This window comes from Amycolatopsis sp. NPDC059021 (assembly GCF_042739895.1).
Taxonomy (GTDB): domain Bacteria; phylum Actinomycetota; class Actinomycetes; order Mycobacteriales; family Pseudonocardiaceae; genus Amycolatopsis.
Genome location: NZ_JBHYIQ010000025.1, coordinates 64,819 through 87,350 on the forward strand (window position 1 = coordinate 64,819; position 22,532 = coordinate 87,350).

At 69.8% G+C, this 22,532-nt stretch carries 10 protein-coding genes; all 10 read left to right on the forward strand.

All coding sequences use genetic code 11. The annotated features are described in order from the left end of the window. The first annotated feature begins 111 nt into the window (after nucleotides 1-111). A complete protein-coding gene (locus tag ACFWX1_RS17345) occupies nucleotides 112-336 on the forward strand; it encodes a hypothetical protein (protein WP_378388361.1) in 225 nt (74 codons plus the stop codon). 68 nt (nucleotides 337-404) lie between these two features. Next, entirely contained in the window at nucleotides 405-3,026 is a 2,622-nt protein-coding gene (locus ACFWX1_RS17350) for a BTAD domain-containing putative transcriptional regulator (RefSeq protein ID WP_378388363.1), read from the forward strand. A 5-nt stretch (nucleotides 3,027-3,031) separates the two neighbouring features. Continuing rightward, a complete protein-coding gene (locus ACFWX1_RS17355; protein ID WP_378388365.1) occupies nucleotides 3,032-3,700 on the forward strand; it encodes a hemerythrin domain-containing protein in 669 nt (222 codons plus the stop codon). A 183-nt stretch (nucleotides 3,701-3,883) separates the two neighbouring features. Further along, nucleotides 3,884-4,201 carry a WXG100 family type VII secretion target gene (locus ACFWX1_RS17360; protein WP_378326154.1) on the forward strand — a complete coding sequence of 106 codons (318 nt, stop codon included), beginning with the start codon at nucleotides 3,884-3,886 and terminating at the stop codon, nucleotides 4,199-4,201. 36 nt (nucleotides 4,202-4,237) lie between these two features. Next, the gene (locus ACFWX1_RS17365; RefSeq protein ID WP_378326153.1) at nucleotides 4,238-4,546 is read left to right on the forward strand and encodes a WXG100 family type VII secretion target; all 309 of its coding nucleotides are present in this window, start codon (nucleotides 4,238-4,240) and stop codon (nucleotides 4,544-4,546) included. Nucleotides 4,547-4,549: 3 nt separating this feature from the next. Next, nucleotides 4,550-5,107, forward strand: a complete 558-nt coding sequence (locus ACFWX1_RS17370) for a hypothetical protein (protein WP_378326152.1) — start codon at nucleotides 4,550-4,552, stop codon at nucleotides 5,105-5,107. A 21-nt stretch (nucleotides 5,108-5,128) separates the two neighbouring features. Next, entirely contained in the window at nucleotides 5,129-6,583 is a 1,455-nt protein-coding gene (locus ACFWX1_RS17375) for a hypothetical protein (RefSeq protein WP_378388367.1), read from the forward strand. A 134-nt stretch (nucleotides 6,584-6,717) separates the two neighbouring features. Then, nucleotides 6,718-7,179 (forward strand): YbaB/EbfC family nucleoid-associated protein, encoded by a 462-nt coding sequence (locus tag ACFWX1_RS17380; protein WP_378388369.1) that lies wholly within the window; start codon nucleotides 6,718-6,720, stop codon nucleotides 7,177-7,179. Beyond that, on the forward strand, nucleotides 7,179-7,511 hold the full coding sequence (locus ACFWX1_RS17385) for a WXG100 family type VII secretion target (protein ID WP_378388371.1): 333 nt from the start codon (nucleotides 7,179-7,181) through the stop codon (nucleotides 7,509-7,511). The genes ACFWX1_RS17380 and ACFWX1_RS17385 overlap by 1 nt, the downstream gene beginning before the upstream one ends. Next, on the forward strand, nucleotides 7,511-22,531 hold the full coding sequence (locus tag ACFWX1_RS17390) for a glycosyltransferase (RefSeq protein WP_378388373.1): 15,021 nt from the start codon (nucleotides 7,511-7,513) through the stop codon (nucleotides 22,529-22,531). Before ACFWX1_RS17385 ends, ACFWX1_RS17390 begins: the two co-directional genes overlap by 1 nt. Nucleotide 22,532: the final 1 nt, after the last annotated feature.

Here is a 22,532-nt window from a genome sequence, read left to right on the forward strand (position 1 = left end):
CCCGGCGGCCCCCAGCTGACTACTCCGGGGGGGGCCCGCCCCCCCCGCCCCCCCGGCCGCCCGCGCGGGCGGCGCCCCGCCCGCCGGCCCCCCCCCCCCCCGGCCGAGGAAGTGGCGCTGCGAGACCTGCTCTGCTGGGCGCTGACGCACCGCACGGGCCACGGCCGCGGGGCGCTGCCCACCCGCGAACTGGCGCTCGAACTCACCGGCGCGATCGGCGACCGGCCCGAAGAGGCGTGGGCGAAATGCCATCAGGTGGCGAACCTGCTCCGGCTCGGCCCGCCCGGCCCCCTGCTCCCGGAACGTGAACAGGTAGTCGTGGCGTCGGCGCGCTGAGTCTTCGGGGGGAGGAATTTCAGGTGTTCGATCGAAAAGACAGGCTTCGTTTTCATCTGCTCGGGCCCGTGAGCGCATGGTCCGGCGAGGAGCCGCTCAACGTGGGGTCCCCGCAGCAGCACGCCGTCCTCGCGATGCTGTTGCTGCGTGAGGGGCGAGCGGTTTCGATGGCCGAGCTGGTGGACGGGCTGTGGGGCGAGGAGCCGCCGCGGACCGGTCACCGCACGGTCCTGACCTACATTTCCCGGCTTCGGACCGTCCTCGAACCGGGCCGGTGCGCGGGGGAGGGCGGCGGCGTGCTGCCGTCGGTGCCGGGCGGGTATGCGCTGCGGGCCGGGGACATCGAGGTCGACTCCGTCCTGTTCGAACGGGAGGCGGCCGACCGGAGCGGCGGTGTCCGCGCGGTGCACGACCGGCTGGCCGGTGCCCTGGCACGGTGGCGCGGCGGCGCGCTCGCCGGTGTGCCCGGCCCCTGGGCGCAGCGCGAACGGGATCGGTTGGAGGAAATGCGCACCACCGTGCGCGAGGCCCTGTTCGGCTACGCGCTCGAGCTGGGGCGGCACGCCCAGTCGGTGCCGGAGCTGCAGGCCATGGTCGCGGAGTTCCCGCTGCGCGAGCGCCTGAGCGAACTGCTCATGCTCGCCCTCTACCGCTGCGGGCGTCAGGCCGATGCGCTGGCGGTCCACCGTGCCGCGCGCCAGGCGCTGCGTACCGAGCTCGGGGTCGAGCCCTCGGCCGCGCTCGCCGAGTTGCAGCGGCGGATCCTCGCCGCCGACCCGGCGCTTTTGGTGTCCACAGTGGACACAGAGGCCGATGGCGGGGCGGCCGCGCCGCCGTCCGTGCCGCTGGTCCGGCCGCTGCTTCAGCAGCTTCCCGCCGACATCGCCGACTTCACCGGCCGCGCCGCGACGGTCGGCGCGATCCGGGGGGTCCTGGCCGAGGGCGGCACGGGCCAGGCCCACGCGGTCACGGTGTGCACCATCAGCGGCACCGCGGGGGTGGGCAAGACCACCGTCGCCATCCACGTCGCGCACGCGCTGGGCGGAGCGTTCCCCGACGGGCGGCTCCACGTGGATCTGCGGACGGGCAGCACACCCGCCGAACCTGCCAGCGTCCTCGCCGACCTCCTGACGGCACTGGGCACGCCTGCCGACCGGATCCCGCTCGGCCTCGCCGGCCGGGCGGCGCTCTACCGCAGCCTCCTCGCGGACCGGCGGGTGCTGCTCGTCCTCGACAACGCACGGGACGCCGAGCAGATCCGCCCGTTGCTGCCGGGTACCGCGGGCTGTGCCGTGCTGGTGACCAGCCGCGCTCGTGATCTCGCGCTCCCCGGCGCGCGCTGCTTCGATCTCGGCCTCCCTCCCGAGTCCGAGGCGCTGGCGCTGCTCGCCGCGATCGTCGGCGCCGAGCGGGTGAACGCCGAACCCGTGGCCGCGCGTTCCCTGGTGGCGGCCTGCGGACGGCTGCCGCTCGCGGTGCGGATCGCGGCGTCCCGGCTCGCCGGCCGCCCCGGCCGCAGCATCGCCTCGCTCGACCAGCGGCTGCGCGACGAGCGCGCCCGGCTCGACGAACTCCGCGTCGGCGATCTGGCTGTCGCGTCGGCCTTCCGCCTCGCCTACGAAGCGCTGACGCCCGATGCCGCCCGCGCCTTCCGGTTGCTCGCCCTCTCCGACGCGCCGGACGTCCCGCTGTCGGTGGCGGCCGCCTTGCTGAACACGGACGAACGCACCGCGGAGGCCCTCGCCGAGACACTGGTGGACGCCGCGATGCTCGAGTCGCACGCACCGGGCCGTTATCGTTTCCACGACTTGCTGCGCTTGTATGCGCGCCACCGCGCCGAACAGGCGGAGAGCCCCGCGGAGCGCGAGGCGGCACTCGTGCGCGTCGCGGAAATGCTGATCGCCACCGTGCTGCGGGCTTCGCGCACCGTCGTGCCCGGAGAGCCTCCGCGTGCGTGGTTGCGTCCGGTGCGGCACGCGGGCGTGGCCTTCGCGGGCACCGCGGAGGTGCGGGCGTGGTTCGGCGCCGAGCACGCGCTGCTGACCGCCACGATGGAACAGCTGCTGCCGAGCGGGCCGCAGGCGCTGCGCACGGCCGTCGAGTTGCTCGGCGTCGTCGGGGTCAGTGGGCACTTCATGGGCCTGACCCACTACCTGGAGATCAGCAGGATCGCGGGGGACGCCGCCGAGCGGGCCCGGGTGCTGCGGGATCCGGAGTACCGGGCCAGGGCGCTGCACATCCGCGCCTGGCTCGCCTTCCTCGCGGCGCGGCACGACCTGGCGGAGGCCGATCTGCGCCTGGCGCTCGCCTGCGCCGACGAGGCGGACGACACGCAGCGCCGCCACATGGCGGGCAATCTGCTGGCACTGGTGCTGTGGGCGACGGACCGGCCCGAGGAGGCCGAACACACCATGTACAAGGCCGCGCAGTTCGCGGGCGACGAGGAGAATCCGGACAGCCCGGCCGCCGTCGCCCGGTACGTCGCCCGCCTGTACACGGCGCTCAGCTCCCGGGAGCCCGAGGTGACGATCATGACGCCGGTCATGCGCGCGGCGGACGCCACCGGGGCGAACCTGACCACTGTGGACGGTCTGCAGCGCCTGGGTACGCTTCTGCGCGGCCCGGAACCCGGGCCGGGCGCGCTGTTGATCGGTCGTCAATCTCGCGTTGAACACCGCCACGCACGGTGAGCGGCATGACCAACAGCTCCGCCCCAGCGGCGACGGACACGGCGTCCGCGCTGCCCGACCTCACCGGCATCCGCCTGAGCCACCGCGCCATCCTCGGCGACATCGCGCGTTTGGCCGCCCTGCTGTCCGGCGCCGGCGCGAGGGCGATGCCGCTCACCCGCGCCGGCGCCGTCACCACGTACATCCAGCGGTACAACGCCGCCGTGCGTCACCATCACCGCAACGAGGACGACCGGCTCTGGCCCGTGATCGCCGCCGCGGCGGGCCGGGCCGTCGACCTCGTCCCGTACATCGGCGAACACGAGGTGCTCGACCGGCTCCAGGACGCCGCGGACGTCACCGCCGCGCATTTCGCGGAGAACCCGGTCCGCCACGCGCCACGGCTCGCCGCGCTCCTGGTCGAACAGCGCGACCTGCTCATCGAGCACATCGACGCCGAGGAACAGCATCTGTTCCCCGTCATCCTGCGCCACGTGAGCGCCGCGCGGTACGCCGCGGCCGAAGCCGAGATCCGCAAATCCACCCCGCCCGAGCTCGTCTCCTGGATGCAGCCCTGGCTTTGGCGGTACGCCACGGCCGAAGAACGTCGTCTGCTGCCGCCCGCCCCGGTCATCGAACCGCTCCTGGCGGCCTACACCGCCGGCGAGACCCAGGTCTTCGGCCACGCCCGCTGATCTCCGCCGCCCGGTGTCCTTTGCGGAATTCGGTGGAGCGCTGGTACGAGGCCGTTGATCCGACGTTGACCGGCCGCTTACCGCGCTGCGCCATCCTGATCGGCAGATTCGGCGTCTCGCCCTACGTCGACAAGAACTTGTGCGATTCCCGGGAATCCGGGATCTCGCGGAGAGGGGAACACCATGACGTCACCCACTTCGGTTTCCACACCGGCGATGCAGAAGGCGGCCGGTGAGTTCGAGGCCGCGTTGAGCACGTCCAACACCACGCAGAACACCATGCAGAACAACATCCAGCAGCTGAACGTGGCGTGGACCGGCGACGCCTCCGTCCGGTTCAAGAGCTCGATGAACGCCTGGTGCCACGAGTACCAGAACATCGTCAAGCAGCTCGGCACGATGCTGGAAGCCTTGCACGGCAACACGAAGTCCTACGTCAAGACCGAGCAGAGCGCGGTCGACATGGCGGGCAGCGCGATGCCCGGCCTGCCCGGCCTGTAGTCAGACATCGAGCACCGAACAGGGAGAACCATCGACATGGCGCAGTACACCATCGACTTCGGCCGCGTGCAGGGTGTCCTCGAGCAGATGGAGGGCGTCGACAAGCAGATCAAGACCATGCTCGGCACGCTGGAGAGCAACACCGAGAAGAGCCTTGCCGAATGGCAGAGCGAAGCGAAGGCCTCTTACCAGCAGTGCAAAGCGAAGTGGGACGCCTCCGCGGCGCAGATGCCCGTCCTGCTCGCGCAGGCCCGCCAGGCACTCGCCGAGATCATGACGAGCTACGGCAAGGCCGAAAACCAGGGCTCGGACATGTGGAACAGCCTCGGCGTCGGGAGGAAATAGGCCGTGACCGTTGAAGGCATCGCCATGGCCGAAGCCAACCGCAACGCCGCGGCGAACAAGGCCAAGGACGAGTTCGCGAAGGCCGGTCAGTACAACGGTTTCGGCGACCGGCCCGCTGATCACCAGCCGGAGGACGGCGGACCGCTGCCCGTCCCGCCGGTGTACAAGTCCGAGGGCGGCAAGGGCCAGGTCTCGGTGGACGACATGGCGCTCAAGCATTTCGGCCGGGCCATCGAACAGCTCCTGCCCACGATCAAGGAAGCACTGAAGGACATCCAGTCGATCGACATCAAGGCGGGCAACTTCCAGCATGGCCACAAAATCAGGGCGGTGGCCGTGGGGTCCGATGGTGAAGGCGGGCTGAAGAAGGAATACGTCACCACGCTGACCAGAATGGGCACCGCCTTCGAGAAGCTCGTTTCCGGCATCAACGAGCTGGCCACCAAGTACAAGACGACCGAGGAGCTCAACTCGAAGGGCGCCGGGGACGTCGCCCAGCTGATGCAGGCGTTCGGGCGAGGGATGCCCGGCGGGGGCGGCGCTCCCGCCGGCGGGGCCTAGAAACGAGATTGGCGCGAGAAAATGGTGCAGTCGAAGGACGTTCCCACCGGGGACGATTACGGCTCCTGGACATGGAAACAGATCAAGGCGGCGGTCAACGGCGGTTCCGAGGAACACGGTGGCGAGGCGGCCAGGACGGCGAACGCCAATCCCCAGTCCTTCTTCGACGCGGGGAACAAGTTCGCCAAGCTGGCACGGGTGTTCGAGCTGTGCCGGGACACCGTGCAGGTGCACGCGAAGGCCATCGCGGGCCCGGACGGCCCGTGGAAGGGCCCTGCCGCGGAGGGCTTCCGCAATGCCATGGACTACTACGGCAAGGTCTTCGACGCCCACGTCGAGAGGGTGAACAAGCCGCCGTTCGGTGGATCCGCTTCGCTGCCCCGGTCCATTGTGGACGCCGGTAACAAGCTGAACGCCGCGCAGTACCAGCTCGAAGCGATCGACCAGTGGTACGCCGCCGAGGCGGTCAAGCTCGGTGCGCCGAAGATGGAAAACGGGCTGATCCAGGTTTCCGCGAAGCCCGAGGTCGTCAAGATGCTCGACCAGGACATGCGGAAGGTGATCAAGGACCTGGCCGGGGAGTACTCGGTCAAGGTCCGGGACTTCGACGCCCCGGTGCCGAAGTCCCCCGACGAGATCAAGCCTCCGCCGGTAGGCGGCCCCGACGGGATCACCCCGCCGCAGTTTCCGCCGCCGGGTGGTGGCGGGAGCCCACAGAACTTCCCCGGTTTCGGCGGTGCCGGGCCCGGCGGCGAGCCGAGCCCGTTCCCCGGCGGTGACGGCTCGAGCGGGCTGATCCCGTATTCGGGCGCCACCGGTTCCGGCGGTCCCAGTCCGTATCCCGGTGGCGTGCCCGCCCCGCTGAGTCCCGGTGACCTCGGGCTCAAACCCGATCCGTACGACCCGGGCACCGGCCTCGCCGGTGCGGCCCCGGCCACCTTTCCCGGCGGCGGAGTGACCACACCTCCCGGTGCCGGTCTCACGCCATACGTACCCGGTGGCGGCGGTCCCGTCCCCGGCGGCGCCGGCCTGGTGCCCTATTCCGGCGGGCTGCCGGGCGGTCTGACGCCTTACGCGGGCGGGAAACCGGGTGGCGGGCTCAGCCCATACCCCGGGGGCAAGCCGCCGGGCGGTGGCCTGTCGCCTTATCCCGGTGGCGTGCCGCGCGGCGGCGGCGGTGGCGCCGGTGGCGTCAAACCGTATGGCGCCGGAGGGGCGTCGCTGAGCGGCGGTGGTGTCAAGCCTTACGGCGCCGGAGCTTCCGGTGCCGGTGCCGCCGGTCAGGGCGGGACGACGGGGGCCGGTACCGGCAAGGGCGGCTCCGGCGTCGGCGGGATGCCGATGGGTGCCGGTGCGCCGGGCGCGGCCGGTCAGGGCGAACGGGAACGGGAACGGACCACCTGGCTGGTGGAGGACGAGGACGTGTGGGGCGCCAACCCGGACGCCCCACCGGGCGTGATCGGACGGCCCGGCTAGCGCGGACCGTCGAGTAACCCGCCGTTCCCCCGGCCCCGCACCCGCCGCGGGCGCCGGCCCGGCGGGCCCCTGGCTCCGCGCCGGACCGCCCTCCCGTCCGACGCGGAGCCTTCCCGTGCCTGCAAGGAGATTTCATGACTTCGTCCTACGACGAACGGATCGGCGACCTGCTCGCCGACTACCGGCGGCAGCGCGAACAGCTGTCCGAGACGCAGCGCAAGCTCAAGGAGATCTCGGTGACCGCGACCGCACCCGGCCGCGCGGTCGCGGTGACCGTCGGCGCGCAGGGCGAGATCAGCGATCTCAGCTTCCCCACCCCGGCGTACCGGCGGATGGCGCCCGCCGAGCTGGCCACCGTCCTGCTCGCGACCATCGCCGATGCGCGGCAGCAGGCGACGGCGGAAATGGAAGCGCTGCTGAAACCGCACCTGCCCGAGGAGTTCCGGGACCTGGCCGACGGCGTACTGCCGGAGCACCCGCCGATGACCGAGGACGTGCGCGGGCTGGTCGAGGACGATCCGCGGTTCGTCCGTCCACAAGAGACGGACAAACGGGACAGGCGTGAGCAGGTCGACGGCGAAAAGCGGTGGTGGTGATGAGCCAACCGTTCGGCGTCGACACCGAGCGGCTGGGCAAGACCGCCGGCGACGCGGAAAACCTCGCCGCCCGGTTGGACCGGATCTACAACGCGCTGCACAACGCCACGGTTTCGGCAGGGAACTGCTGGGGCGCCGACGACACCGGCAAGGCGTTCGAGAAGAACTACGACAAGAACAGCAAGGACGTCCTGCAGGCCATGCGGGAAATGGGCGAGGTCGTGCGCAGCATGGGGGACGGGGTGAACACCATGGCCAAGGGCTTCCAGCGCACCGAACGGAACGCCGTGGCATCGGCGGAGCAGGTGACGAAACGGGCCAAGGGGGCCTGATGAGTCTGCAGATCCCTTCCGAGCTCACCTGGCTGGTGCAGATCGTCGGCGGTGACGCGTGGCCGGAGGGCGACGAGGACAAGCTCCGCGTCCTGGCCGTCGCCTGGGAGGAGGCATCCAGGGAGCTCACCGCTGTACAGGGCGAGGTCGACTCGGTCACCGCCGCGGTGCTCAGCGCGTTGCAGGGCACCGCGTCCGAGGAGTTCCGGAAGTTCACCCAGGCGTTCAAGGCGCAGGTGCCCGACGTCGCGGTCACCGCGAAGCAGCTCGGTGACCTGGCCAGGGAGACCGCGCTCCAGGTCGAATACGCCAAGTACATGATCGTCGGGACGCTGATCATGCTGGCGATGCAGATCGCCTGGGCGCTCGCGAACGCGTTCTGGACCTTCGGCGCGTCCACCGCCACCATTCCCGCGATGCAGGCCGCGGCCCGGATCTCCGTGCAGGTCGTGCTGAAGAACCTGGTCATGGCGGTGCTGTTCGGCATCGTCTTCCAGGTCGGGATGGACGCGGCGATCCAGGGCATCCAGATGCTCAAGGGCGATCGCACGAAATGGGACACCGACCTGACCAAGGGCGCCGCGATCGCCGGCGCCATCGGCGGGGTGATCGGTTTCGGCCTCGGCGCGGCGGGGAAGCGGTTCGCGCCGAAGTTCTCCCATTCGATCGCGGGCGAGATGACGAAGGGCGGCCTGCACGAATGGCTGACCGAGCAGGTCAGCGGGGTCGTGCAGGGGAACTGGAACGGGCTCAACCCGGCCGCGGCGTCCGCGGGCGCGATCGAGGGCGCGGTCGACGGAATCGGTGGCAGGAAGAAGAAGGGCGGCGGCACACAGGCCGGTAAGAACAAGATCGCCAACGCGCATGTCGAAGGCATCGACAAGCTGGGCCTGTCGAAGATGCCGCCCATGACCGACTCGCCGGTGACCGAAACCGGCGGGAAGCCGACCAGGGACCCCAGCACCCGGACGACAAGCGCGCAGCCGGATTCGACGCCGGCATCCCGGCAGTCCACATCGGACAGTGGCGGGAAGGTGGACACCACCGCGCCGCCACCGGCCCAGGCACACCCGGTCACGCCGCCATCGACGGCACCGAAGCAGACCGAACGTCCGGTCTCCCCGAAGACCGAGCACACCTCGGCGCCGCCCAAGACCACGCCCGAGCCACCGAAGTCCACGGAACCGGTCAAGCCCTCGGTGCCCGCCGAGCCCGGCAAGCCCGCGCAGCCGAAGCCGACGATCACGCAGCACGAGACGCAGCAGCAGCCAGTGCAGTCGCATCCGGTGCGGTCGCAGCCGAGTCACCAGGCCGCGCAGTCCCCGGTGACCACGCACACGCAGACCGAACCGGCCCCGCAGCCGGTCCGTACCCCGGAAACCTCGCGGCCCGCGGCGAGCACACCGCCGCCAGCTACCTCGACGGCCGCTTCGACCGCGCAGACCCCGGCCACCTCGCACCCCGCGTCGCTGCCCCAGCCCGCGGCGACCACCCAGCCCACGACGCAGCCCGCCTCGCCGAGCACCGCGCACCAGAACACCCCCGCCCCGCAAGGTATCCCGGCGCTGGACGGTCCGGTCAAGGCCGGTCCGCAGACCCCGCCGCACGGCTCGCAGCTCGCCGCCTCCACCCCCGCGTCCACGGTCACCCCGCCGCCGGTGTCCGCCGAGCCGAAGCCCGGACACCCGGCGCCGCAGCCGACTCCGGTGCCGGTGCCCGCCAGCGCCACGCCGTCGCTCACTCCGTCCACATCGGACACGCCAACCCCGAGGCCGGTGCCGCCGATGAGCCGTCCGGCCCCGCCGTCACCGCAGGAGACCGGCCACCGGTACCAGCCGACGCTCGGCCCGGACCGGCACTACCAGCCGACCGTCGTGGCCCACCCCGTCCCGTCGAGCCCGAACACCGACCTGGCGTCCGTCCAGCGCACGCCGTCGCCGACGGTCGATCTCGTCACCAGCCAGGAACTGGCCACGCTCGCCCCGGACTGGACGAAACCCGGGGTGGGCCTCGAGTTCCAGACCTTCCTCTCGGTGCACACCGGAACCGGCGACGCGAGGGCGAAGACCACCGTGCTTTCCGACGTCGTCCGGGGCAGCGACGGCAAGGACCACACGCTGTGGGAGCTCACCGTCGACAACCGGGACAAGGCCTCCACGAAATGGCTGGGCACCGATGGCAAACCGATCGGCAAGTCCACCGTGCTGGAGTATGTGACCCAGCCGGTGGGCACGCACAACCACCAGGCCGTGCTGGACCGCATCACCACGTTCAATACGGTCCTCGCGGACCAGCTGGTCCACGGTGGCGGTCAGGTCGATATCGCCAAGGTGTGGGACGCCTACCGGGATCGGCTCAAGAGGGACGGGAAGCCGAGGCCGATCGCGGACCAGCCCTATCAGCCGACCCTCAAGGTCGGCAGGCCGAACGAAGCGATCGATATCGCGTTCCAGGTCCGGCCGCAGGCGACGTTCGACAGCTCGCTGGCCGCGTTGCCGAAGGTGCTCAAGGAAATCGCGGACACCGGCTTCGGCCGGGAGGCCACGGCCGGGAAGCACGACCTGCAGGCCGACCTCAAGGCGCGGATCGCCGAATTCGATCAGATCAACATCCCCGGCGACACCAAGGGAAATGTGAAGGGGCTGGCCAGCCTCGCCCACCTGTACCTGACCCTGGACAAGCAGGGCTTCGGCGTGCTCCCGAAGGGCACGGTGCAGCAGAAGCCCTATCACCACTTCATGGTCCGCCGGGATTTCCACGGCCTGTGGCAGCAGCTTTCCGATCCGGAAAAGGTGTTGTGGCAGCAGCATTTGGCCAATCTCAAGGTTTCGGACAACCAGCTGCTGTACCCCGAAAATTTCAAGGAATCGAGCCGGATCACCGCGCGCGCCTGGCTCGACTCGATCGCGGATCCGGCCACGGTGCTGTTCCCGAACGCCAAACTGGACAAGAACTCCACGCCGTGGGTCGAGCAGATCGAGGATGTCGTCCGGGAAGACCTCAAGGGGCGGAAGACGCGTCCGGCCCCGGCGATCACCGATCTCCTCGCGGACCTCAAGAAGGGCAACGACATCCTCGGCGCCAAGGTGAAGGCGGCCAAACAGCACCTTTCCGTGAATGGTCAGTACAAAATAGACAATATTCTCGGCGAGGTGCACGAGCACGGCAAGGACCTGGTTTCCGCGCTGACCGGCGAAGCGATCGGGAAGATGCCCAAGGCCACCGACCCGAGCCGCGCGGTCACCTTCGAGTGGCGCGGCATGGCGGACGTGCCCGGCGGGCAGGCGCCGAGCCTCAAGCAGACGCCGGCTCAGGTCACCGATCTCGGGCAGATCACCGGGTACCAGATCTGGTCGGAGCGAACGGCGAAACTGGTCGGCCTGCTCCCGTCGACCACCGATACCAGCAAGTCGGCTGCCTATCACCCGACCGTCTCTTCGTCGGACCACCGGCAGTACTCGCCCACGGTGCTGCCCGCCGCCCGCCCGGCCCCGCTGCCACCCGTCACGTCGCCGACGACGACGAGTACCGGCCCGGTGTTCTCGGCGCAGCAGCTCACCGCGGCCCTCGGCAAACAGGCGACGCCGGACCATCCGAAGCTGGGCAAGGACCCGTTCGGTGTGCGCCGGGCGCCCGAGGCGCCGGACTTCCTCGGCAAGTACGACTACGCGAAGCTGCACGCGGGTAAGCGCGTCGACTTCTTCCGGAAACTGGATCTGCTCGGCCCGAAACCGGAACCGTCCGCATTGCGGCCTGGCCGGCTGACCGAGCACCGGGACCGGGTGACCGAGGGGGCGCTGGTCGGCCGGAACAGCGGATGGGGCGTCAAGCACCAGAAGGTCCCGCACCTGGTGCACAGCATCTGGATGGGCGGCGCGCTGTTCGACGACGGCGGCGCGCGACGGGAGTTCCGGGACAACATCGCGCAATCGGCGAAGGACAACCCGGATTTCGATTTCGTGGTGTGGACGGACGTCGCGCGCGAGGACATCGAGCAGGCACGGAGCGCCGAGGAAGGGAACCGGACGCCACGCCAGCGCGACGTGGCCGAGATGGCGCACTGGGCCGAGCAGCACAATGTCCGCCTGGTGAACCTGGACGAGGTGTTCACCGCGCAGAACCCGATGGTGTTCGACGCCGAGGTGCGCACCGAGCGCGCCAGGGGCAACCCGGCCGGGTGGGCGAGCGCGAGCGACCTGATCCGGCTGGAGATCCTGAACCGCTTCGGCGGGGTCTACACCGACGGCGACAACACCGTCCGGCCTCCGGAACCCGGCGCGCGGTCCCCGTTGTCCGCCAATGTCGAGCAGATCGCCGGGGACAAGCTGGGCTTCGGCCTCTCCAGGGACCGGGACGGCCGGATCACCAACTCCGCGCTGGTGGCGGCGGCCGGGACCACCGCGGTGCGCCGGTACCTCGACCTCATCGGCGGCAACCTCGGCAAGAGCAGGCTGGAACTGTTCGGGCTCGAGAACGCGTCGGAGGCGACGAAACACCGGGTCAACCTGAAGGAGAACGTCAAGGACGACACGATCTTCCGGACCGGTCCGCACATGTTCACCTACACCGAACTCGCCAACCAGCTCGGCATCACCAAGGACCAGTTCCCCCAGGTGCCGGACACGGTCGTGCACGTGGAGTCCTCGCAGAGCTGGCTCGGCGGTTCGGCCAGGCAGCCCGCGTTCGATCAGCGGACCGTGCTGGACGCGGTCAAGGGCGCGGTGACCAGCCTGCACCGCGAACTCGCGGCCCGGCCGGGTTATCTCTTCCTGGCGCCCGCCGCGCGGACGATCAACCGGCTGCCGGAGGCCCAGCGGGAGGCTGCCTGGCACGCGGTGCTCGACCTGGTCACGGAGGTGGACAAGAACTCCGTGCGGGCGATCTCCGCCTTCGAGATCGTGGAGGTCCCCAGGGAGATCCGGAATCCGAGTACCGGCCAGACTATTACGGTCAAGGAATCGCAGGCGGTGGAAGTCACCCTGCCGGACAGTGTCAAGACGCGAATCCGGAACGACTTCGGCGGTGCCGACTATGCGTATGGCACGCAGGACGGCAAGCCCGACTCCGACCCGCTCGTGCGGAGCCCGCAGCCGGTCTCCCGCCCCTCCCCGCCGTCCAGCGTGGAAACGCGCTGGCCGCGCGACCGGCAGCCGGAGTGGTACCAGGGGTTGCGGGACACCGCCGCCCGCTCGCTGACGGACACCGCCGGTCCCGATCCGCTGACCGTGCATGCCACCCATGAGGGCGCGGTGCCGGTCGAGCTCGACCTGGCGCCGGTGCGCGCCGGATTCAACGCCCTGTTCGCCGAACTGCGCAGGAGCGGGGTTCCGGTACCCGAGGTCCGGGTGTCGGCCGGACAGGTCGTTCAGGTCGACAAGGTGACCTTCGCGAAGCATTTCGCGCTGGATCAGCTGCTCGATCCGGAGGGCGGATATCCGAATCCGAAGCTGCGCGCGGAGATTCTCGAGCCGGGCTTCGTCAGTGAGCTGGGTCAGCCCGGCTCCCGGGCACGGCAGCGACTTGACGCGCTCGCCAAGAAGTACGAAATCGATCCGCTGCTGGAGGTTTTCGACTCCAATCCCGCGCGGGCGACCTCGGACCGGGTGCTGCTGAACACCGATATGCTCGGCGAACTCACCGATAATCCGGCTCACCAGGGCATGGCGTTGCGGCACCTGCTTACCCACGAGTTCATGCACCTGCACGCGCATGACCCCGGTCGAGCGTTCGCCGGTCACCCGGACGAGGGGCCCTACCAGCGTCGGATCAACCCCGACGAGGCGGCTACCGAACTGCTTGCCCGGCTGGTCACCGACGCGCTGGCGGATCGGCGCGGGGGCACCTCGCAATACCTGCACTTTCCGGCCACCTACCAGCCCGCACCCGGCGGTATCCGGTACCAGCCGAATGTAGGCGACTTCAATCAGGCGCTGGCGAGCCAGGGCAGCCCGCCGGTACAAGAAGTGCTGCGAGATTACTTCGATGCCCGCGGTTCCGCGACGCCGTTGGTGCCGACCGCGCGTTCCGCGCCGTTGCTGGTGGAGACGCTGCCGAAGGCCCAGCAGGAGAAGCTGGACATCCACGGCGCGGTCACGGTCCGCGTGCCTGGCGACGACCCGTTGACGAGTTTCCGCCACGCCGTCGCGGACACGCTCGCCGCGATCTCCGGGCAAAGCGCCCTGCCGCACGGGGATTCGCTGGAAGGTATCGCCAACGCCGCCAACGCCAGGGTCCACGTCCTGGAGCGGAACGGGGAGTTCACCACGCACGGCCCGATCACCGGCGAACCGGTGCATGTCGTGCGGACCGAGGACGGCCGGTTCCTGGCCACCCGCGAGGACGTCCACATCGGACGACCGGGTGTCTCGTATCCGGGACCGAGCCGGAACCCGGTACCCGGTAATGGCAAACCGGACCCGATCCACCGCGGTGAGTTCGAAATCGAGACGATCGCGGGCGAGCACTTCGTGCGGGTGTACACGGCCGTCGTCCATCCGACCGAGGTCACGGTCGCCGAGGGGCAGTCCCTCGGCACCTCCCGGTTCAAGGACATCCGCCAGGACGAGCACGGCAGGATCACCATGTCGCCGGGCCTCAACAAGGAAGGCAACCTGGCCCCGATGTGGACCGGGGCGGGCCGCCCGCTGCGGGCGATCCAGTGGCTGAAGAAGTACGAGCTGGACCCCGCCAACGCCGGGCTCCAGCCGATGCTGCGGTCCTATCTGGTACCGCTCGCCACCTACCAGCGGGTCACCGAGGGCGCACTGCACGAGGACACCGGGAAAGCGGACCTCACGAAATCGACGAACGTGGACTGGACCGGCGACGCCAACCAGTTCGGCATCCGGGTGGGCCCGGACGGCCAAGGGCACCTGCTCGAACTCGCGAACACGGCGGTCGACGGCTCCCTGGTCACCTACGTGACCGATCCGGACACCTTTGACCCGGCGCTGTCCGGCGAGGGCGGCAGGCTCAAGCCGGTCGGGAAGCTGTACGAACGGCTCGGCATGTCGATGACGAACACCGATGTGCTCGGCCGGGACTACGACCCGTGGTTCACCTGGACCAAGACAGGCGGGGGTGCCGGGTTCCAGAACAGCGCCACGGCCCTGCTCAAGATGGCCGGGGAACTGCGCGAATTCCACCTCACCTGGAACGAATTGCACGGAAAAGACGGCGGCACAGCGCTCATTGACCCGGACATCGAGGGACTGCCCGGCGGCAAGGAACGGCCGGAGGTGGACATCAGCCTCGCGGAACGCACAAAACGGCTCAACGAGTTTCTCAACACCCGCGACCCGATGTCCGCCATGGTCAAGCGGGTCGACGACGAGATCCTGCGCACCGGCGGGCCGGTCCTCGAGGACTACCTGCGCCAGGCGCCGCCGTTCGAGGCCGATCCCGCGGGCGTTCGGCAGGCACTGGAAGAGGCTTTGCCGACTGCCACGGCGAAGGCGCTCACCGCGTTGAAGAAGGCGTTCAACGGGGAGTTCAACCAGGCCAAGGACGCACCGGCACTGGAAAGCCTGCTGGCAAACGAGTCGAAGACCAAGGGAGGCAGGAAGAAACTCGGGGACGTGGTGCTCGGCAAGGTCGGCCAGGATTTCGCCACCGCGGTGGCCGGGCACCCCGATCTGCGCGCGCTGGACAAGACGACCCGCGACGAGCTGGCCGGAAAACTCCAGCGGGAACTCGTGCGCGGTATCGAGCGGCGCATGGAGGAGCTGACCACGAAGGCCCACGAGCTGGTCGGTGATCCGACCAAGTTCTGGGAGCAGCTGGCCGATCTGCCGGACGGCCTTAAGGCGGACCTCCACCAGGCGATACCGAACGCCGTGGCTTCGAGCGAACTGAAGGTCGATCAGCAGGGCCTGCGCGAGGTGCTCACCGGTCCGGTGCTGAAGAGCATCATCGAACCGGCCTCCCGCGCCTTCGTCACGCAGGACCTGCGTTCCCTCGGTCCGGAGGAGTTGAGGCAGAAGATCGCCGGCGAGGTACTACCGGAGCTGGAGAGCTCGTACCGTTCGGTGCTGTCCAGCCATCGCCAGCTGGCTGCGGTCAAGGTGCCTGAGAATATGGCGGACTCCCTGGTGAGCAAGGTGCGGGAGCAAGCCGAACGCGCGCTGGCGACCTTCACCTTCACCCCGGTGAACCGGGACGCGGTGGCCGCACTGATGGCGAAGGTCCCGGATATCGCCACCCAGGCGGTGATCGGTGGCCTGCTCGCCGCCGACTACGCCCGGATGAAGGTCGACTTCAACACCGGTGAAACGCCGTTCCCCAACGATTTCCACCGGTGGAACGCCGAACGCGGAGCGAACCGGCTCCGGCAGCAGGAGGCCGGGCGGAAGCTCTCGGAAACCCTGCGGAACCGCAGTGCGGTCGACCTGGTCAACCAGCTGCTCAGCGAGTTCCCCGAACTGGGCCGCAAGTTCGATGAGGTCTGCACCCAGCCACAACTCGAACCGAATCGGAGCGCGAAGGACGAGGGCAAGAAGGGGGTCAACACCTTCCACGAGCACGCGCAGATGGTGCTCGGCCAGTACCTGAAACTCACCGAGCGGGAGAACCACGGCGAACGGTTCATACCGGTGGACGCGCTGGCCAAGGCGATCCTGTTCCACGATATCGAGAAGAACAATTCGAAGAACCAGTTCGGCAACAGCAAGGCCCGGCATGACCGGGAGCCCGAGCACAAACTGGCCGTGGAGATGATGGACCGCTATCGCGGGCTGTGGCACAGCGACCGGGATTTCCTCGCAGCCCGGCGGATCGTCGACTCGGATCCGTTCGGCGCCTATTTCAAGGCGAACAAGGAGGAGGACGTCCGGCAAGCCCGCGAGGAGGCGTTCCGGTTCATCACCGAACTGGCCCACGAGCTCGATCCCGGGCGCCGGCCGGGCAGCGCCCGGAAGCTGTTCGAGGAGTTCCATCAGTACTACCAGGCGGATTTCTCCTCGTACACGGAATTCAGCGGATACCAGGACAAGAACGGGGAAACCAAGTCCGGCCCGCCGCATTTCAACCAGCATTTCACCGCGCACGACGGCGAGCTGGCGCGCACCGAGGACGGCCGCCATTTCCGGTACTCCGCCGAGTACGAAGCCAAGCTCAACGAACTCGCGAAGATGTTCGACGAACCGATCCCGCAGGGCCGGTCGGCGCCACCCAAGAACGACGTGTCCTGGCAGCACAGCGAATCGACCACGGCCGAGTGGGCTCAGCCGAAGAATCCGCTGCCGCCGTCGCGATGGGAGTCGATGCGGGACAAGGCTCCGGTCCGTACGGTGGATTACGAAGCACGGGACATCCTCCGGTCCAGCACCCCGAAGAAGCTCGATTTCGTCCCTGGCCTCGTCCGTTACGACGTGCGGCGGATGGAGGTCGAACCGGGGCACTGGGTGCAGGAGTACACGCTCAAGGTGCATCTCCAGCCGGGTGACGGGATCTCGCTCCAGGCGCTGGCGGACGCGCGGGCGAAGGCGCTCGCGGGAGTGGATTCGTTGCTGAACAAGGGATATCGGCTGCCGTCGGGCGACCAGTTCCATGTCCGGCTGGAGTTCACCGAGGACACCGGTGCGCACACCACGGTGAAACTGACCGATACCGAGAACGCCAATCAGGTCGAGTGGGGTACCGGAACCTCGCCGAACGTGCTGGCGCACGAGATCGCGCACTACTTCGGTCTCCCGGACGAGTACCGGGACACCGGGGACTGGAAGCGGATCTTCAACAGCGACGGCAAACCGTTGCCAGGCGGGCGGAAACCGCTCAACGCGGTGATCGAGGACGGCGGCCTGATGGGACAGCGGGTGCACTACTCGCCGACGCTGCTGCCCCGGCACCTGTGGCGGATCGAGCAGACGATGACCAGCCAGGTGCACCTGCCCGGCGCGAGTCACGCGCTGTTGACGGGTCCGGAATCCACGGTGCGGGCCCCGCTGGACCCACCGGAGCCGGGATCGGCTCCGCCCGTCCGTCCCGCACCGGGGAAGACGGGTTACGAACTCAGCGAACAGCAGCACACGGAACTCGGCCGCCTCGGCCACCGGGAACGGTGGGTTCCGGCGGACGGGTGGTGTCTCTTCCACGCGCTGGCGGCGACCGCGGGCGAACGGCTCGGCGACGCGGGCTGGGAACAGATCCGGCTTGAGGTGGCCGACCGCGTGGAACACGCGACCGGCCCCGAAGCGGAACGCTACCGGCTGCTGCTCACCCCCGCCGAGGGGCGGACCGCGATGACACTGGCCGAGGCGGCGACGGCCATCCGGACCGATTCCGGCTACTACACCACGGCCGCCGGTGACCTCGCCGTGCAGGCCGTGGCCGACCGGTACGGGATGCGGCTGTCGGTGGTCAACGAGGATGGTTCCGTCACCTCGGTCGGCGACGGTCACGAGGTGGTTCTCGTCCGCACCTCGAACGAGGGGAAGGCCGCCCACTTCTGGGCCACCGAGGCCTTGCCGGAACCGGTCACCGAAACACCACGGGAGCCGGTCGTCGAAACGCCGGCGGAGCCGGTGACCGAAACGTCGCCGGAGCCGGTCGTCGAAACGCCGTCAGAACCGGTCACCGAAACGCCAACGGAGCCGGTCACCGAGGCGCCGCGCACGCCCACCCCCGGCACACCGCCGGTCTACCTGAGCCGGGGCCTGCTCGGGACAGGTCAGATAGAACAGGTTCTCGGCCACCCGGTGCGCGAACCGGACGCCATCGCCGCCGCACTGGTCGACGCGGTGACCGACAACTTGCCACTGGCCGTGGAAAAGCAGGCCCGCCACGCGATCGTGGACCTGATCGAGCGGCACGGACCGGCCGGGGCGACACGCAGGCTCCTGGCCGGGGAGCAGCTCGTCGGCGGGGACACCCCGGTGCGGGCGCGCCTGCGGGTCACGGGAACCCAGCCCGCCACGACCGACGCCGCGACGCCGAAGGTCGCCACGACCAGTACCACCAGCCGGACCGACACCACGACGGCCACCGGCACCGTCAGCCCGCTCTCCGCCGCGGTGGCGGTGACCTCGGCGGTGGCGGACGGACATTTCCTCACCGTCAAGCCCACGCTGAAACCGGTCGACGAACGGACCCGCCAGCAGGCCACCACCCACACCGCCGAGACCACGCACACGGTCACCGCCACCGAGAAGACGGGCTTCGATGTGGACACCGCGCTCGACATCTCGATCGGGGGCCGGATCCGCACCACCGAACTTCCGTCGGCGCTGCGAGTGCGTTATCCGGGCGAGGTCTCAACGGTGACCGCGGACCGTCAGGCCGTCATCGCCCCGGACGCGGTGCACCGCGTCTTCGGTGTGGTGGAGGACGCCAGTGGTCTCACCGCGATCCGGGACGCGCTGCTGGAGCGGCCAGGGGTCGTTCCCGGGTCATCGCTGCACCGGGCGATCACCGGCCGGTTCTCCGTGGACACTCCGGCCACGCACGGCAGGCACCTGCTCGGCGGAGTGCTCACCGCCACCGACGGCACCGCGGGCGTCGCCGTGCGGTCCACGCCCACGCATTTCCAGCGCGTCGAGACCTCCGACCTCACTCTGGAACAGAGCGCGAGCAGCACTCGCAAGGACAAGACGGCACAGGCCGGCGCCTTCGGCACGGAGGTCGGCGTGGCGCTTTCCTACGGCGCGCCCGGGGTGAAGATCCCGTCGGGAGAGGTGAAGATCGCTGCCACCGCGTCCGCCACCGCGGGCCCGTCCAGGAGTCTCACCACCGCGGCCACGATCGAAGGCGCGGCGAAGACCACGCTGAAGTACGACGGCGAAACCGTGCTGTACCGGGTGGACACCGAATACGCCGTCGAAGGCACCGGGCTGGACTACCGCGGAACCCATCGGGGCCAGGTCTACGTCCGGGTGCCGTCGTGGCAGGCCGCGGAATTCGAAGCCGCACTGCGCGGCGAAACCGCCTCCGCCGCGCTGGAGGCAGCGCCGCTCGACCCGCCCGCCGCGCCGGACGCGGGCACCGCGACCGCACTGTCCGCAGTGGACAGTGCGACGGGGCTGGAGCACGTCACCGGTAAGGCGACCGAGTTGCTCGACAAGTTCTTCGTGGGGCGGAAGACACAGCTCGACACTGTCAAGGCGCAGCTCGCCGAAACGCTGTCCGCGGCGAACCTGCGGGACTCCTACGAGCAGGTGCGCGAAGGGCTGCGGGTGCCGATCTCCGTCGCCGGGCGGAACCTGACCCTGACCGTCAAGGCCTACCTCGGCAAGGCCTCGACGGCCCGCCGGGTCGGCACCGTCGAGATCGCGAGCAGCACCGGCAGTACGGGATCGGTGGAGAGCAAGGACACCAAGAGCAGCAACCGGGGCGTCGGTCTGGAAGTCGCGGCCAGGATCGGGGTCGACCGCGGCAAACCCGGCCTGCTCGCCGGGCTCACCCTCGGTGGTGCGGCAAAATGGCAGGATGCCGACAGCTCCGCGACCTCGGCCGCGACGGGCTCGACGCACAAGCTCACCTACTCCGGACCGGGCGTGGCGGTGGACTACCCGGCCACGTTCGAGGTCGCGCTTTCCGAAGGGAACCGGGCCGAGGGCCAGTACGTGTCCGGCTCGGTCCGCATGGTGCTGCCCGAATCGGACTGCCTGCCCTCGACCTTCACCGCGATCCCCGCCGCGAAGAACACGCTGTCCCCGACCGGCGCGATCAGCCTGCCACCGGGCAGCGCGCTGCCTGGACGGCTGGACCACGTGGACAAGGTGAACGCCGCGATCGCGCAGGCGCTCGCGGTGACCAGGAAGAGCGTCGGCGCGTGGCGCGGGCTGACCCCGCTCACGGTGCCGACGTCGGTGGCACACGCCCGGTTCGACCGGATGCTGAACGGCGGCCTCGACCTCCAGGTGCTCGCGCCGGGAGCGGTGCACCGCCGGACCGACGCCGTGCGGGTGGAACTGGAGCTGCGCCACCCGAAACTGGTCGGCGACGGTGCGGGCGTCACCTCGGAAACACAGCACACCTCGTCGGTGAGCACCGAGTCCGGGCACAGCAAATCCTGGGGTGTCGAGGGTTACGCGCAGGCCGGAGCGGGTGCGGCGGCGGGCGTGCGCAAGGGCGTCGGCGGCGAAGAGGGCACCACGGACAGCGTCGGCGGGAAGAACACCTCGACGATCAAGCGTTCCGGAGCCCACCTGAAGTACCGGGCGGACGCGGTGTACTGGGTGACCGCGTACTCCTGGCAGGACGGTCCCGGTGCGGGCGGCCACCCGGCGACCCACCGCATCCCGGTCGTCCTGCCGGACGGCGTCGAGTACTGGATGCCGAAGGATCGCGCGGAAAAGGCGAACCTCCCGGTCGCGGAGACATCCGTGTCCACTGTGGACGACAAGCGCTGGTACCTCCCCGAGCACATCGGGAAGTCGCTCGGGAACGTCGCGGTGGACGAGGTGAGCCCGGCCACCCGGATTCTGCCCGAGGCGCAACGCCTGGTGAACCTCTACGCGCCGGAGTTCGCTCCGCACTCGCGGGACACCGGGGCGCCGACCGGCGCGATCCCCGCGCTGCGGGCGGCGTTTTCGCCGAGCGACGTCAAAGCCGCGCTGCGCCGGGCGGCGGCGACCGGTCAGTCGGTGGTCGTGCACCGCTCCACCTGGCGGGGCCTGCGGCAGCTGGAGATCCGGGTCGCGGCCAGGCTGGACACCGCGAACGCGAGGTCGGCAGGGTCGGAGCGGATCGCCGTCGACAGCACGGCCGAGGGTTCGTCCGCGCACGCCACCTCGAAGACCACGAACTCGACCATCGCCGCCACCCTCGACGGGATGGCTCCGCAGGTGCGAGCCGACCCGGCTTCGGCGGTCAGCGGGGTGCCCGCGGGCGGCCTGCTCGCCGGCCGTCAGACCGGCGGCACCGACAGCACGAGCCACACGGTCAAGAACACGGACAAGATCAAGGGCGGTAAGCACTCCGTCCGGTTCGAGGTGCCGGTCGACTACGTCGTGGAGATCTTCCGTGACGGTAAGCGGGTGGACGGCACGACCCTGCGTGACGGCACGGCCTCGCTGCTGGTGCCCGAGGAACTCTGCCCCACGACCGAACCGGCCGGCACCGTGGCGAGCCACTCCGGCGCCGTCGACCTGCGCGGCGCGAAGGTGCTCGCGCAGGCGATGCCCGGCGGCCCCGAACTGGCCGCCGAACTGCGGCGCCTGATCACCGAGTCGGCGAACGAGGTCGCCTTCTTCGGAGCCGGCGACACCACGAAACTGGTGGCCGAGGGCAGGCACGGCGGCCAGAAGACGGCCGTGTTCACCGACGAGGACCTGCGGATCGGCAACTTCGGCCGGTTGCTCGACGGGATCGAGCAGACCGTCGTCGACAACGACCTGGCCACCACGACCGGCTACCGGTTCGGGATGCGGCTCGAGGTGGTTTCGCCGGAGCTGCTCGGCACGGTGGAGCTGACCACCGAGCAGGCCACGAAGATCGCGAACGAGACCGGTACCGCGCACCAGACCACCACGACGGGCACCTTTTCACTCGGCGGGACCGCGCAGGGCACCACTGGCCCCGGTACCACCGGCGGCACCCCCGGCACCGCCGCGACGACGAAGAAGAGCACGGCCGCGCAGACCACCGGCACCGGAAACCGGGAAGAAACCGTGACCCACGGAGGAACCTACTACCGGTACCGGGCGACCGCCCGCTACGACCTCTCGGTGGTGCGCGAGCAGGGCAACGTGCTCGACCGGCGGTTTGGCACCGGGACCAGGCACCGCACGGTGACCATGCCGGACGGGGTGTATCTCCTGGTGCCCCGGGCCGAGGCGGAACGACTGAAGCTACCCCTGCCCGGACAGCCTCCGGCGGCGCGCCCAGCCCCACCGGAAGCACCGGTCGATCGTGAACCGCCCCGGGAAACCGAAGACGTGGCGCGGCCATGGCGCGCACTGTCCACTGTGGACGCCTTGAAGCTCGCGGTGCACGCCAGCAGCGCGACGCACGAAGAAGAGGACGAGGACGACGTGCGGATCACCCCGCCGCCGTCGATCACGCGGCCCGAAGGCGGGGCGTGAA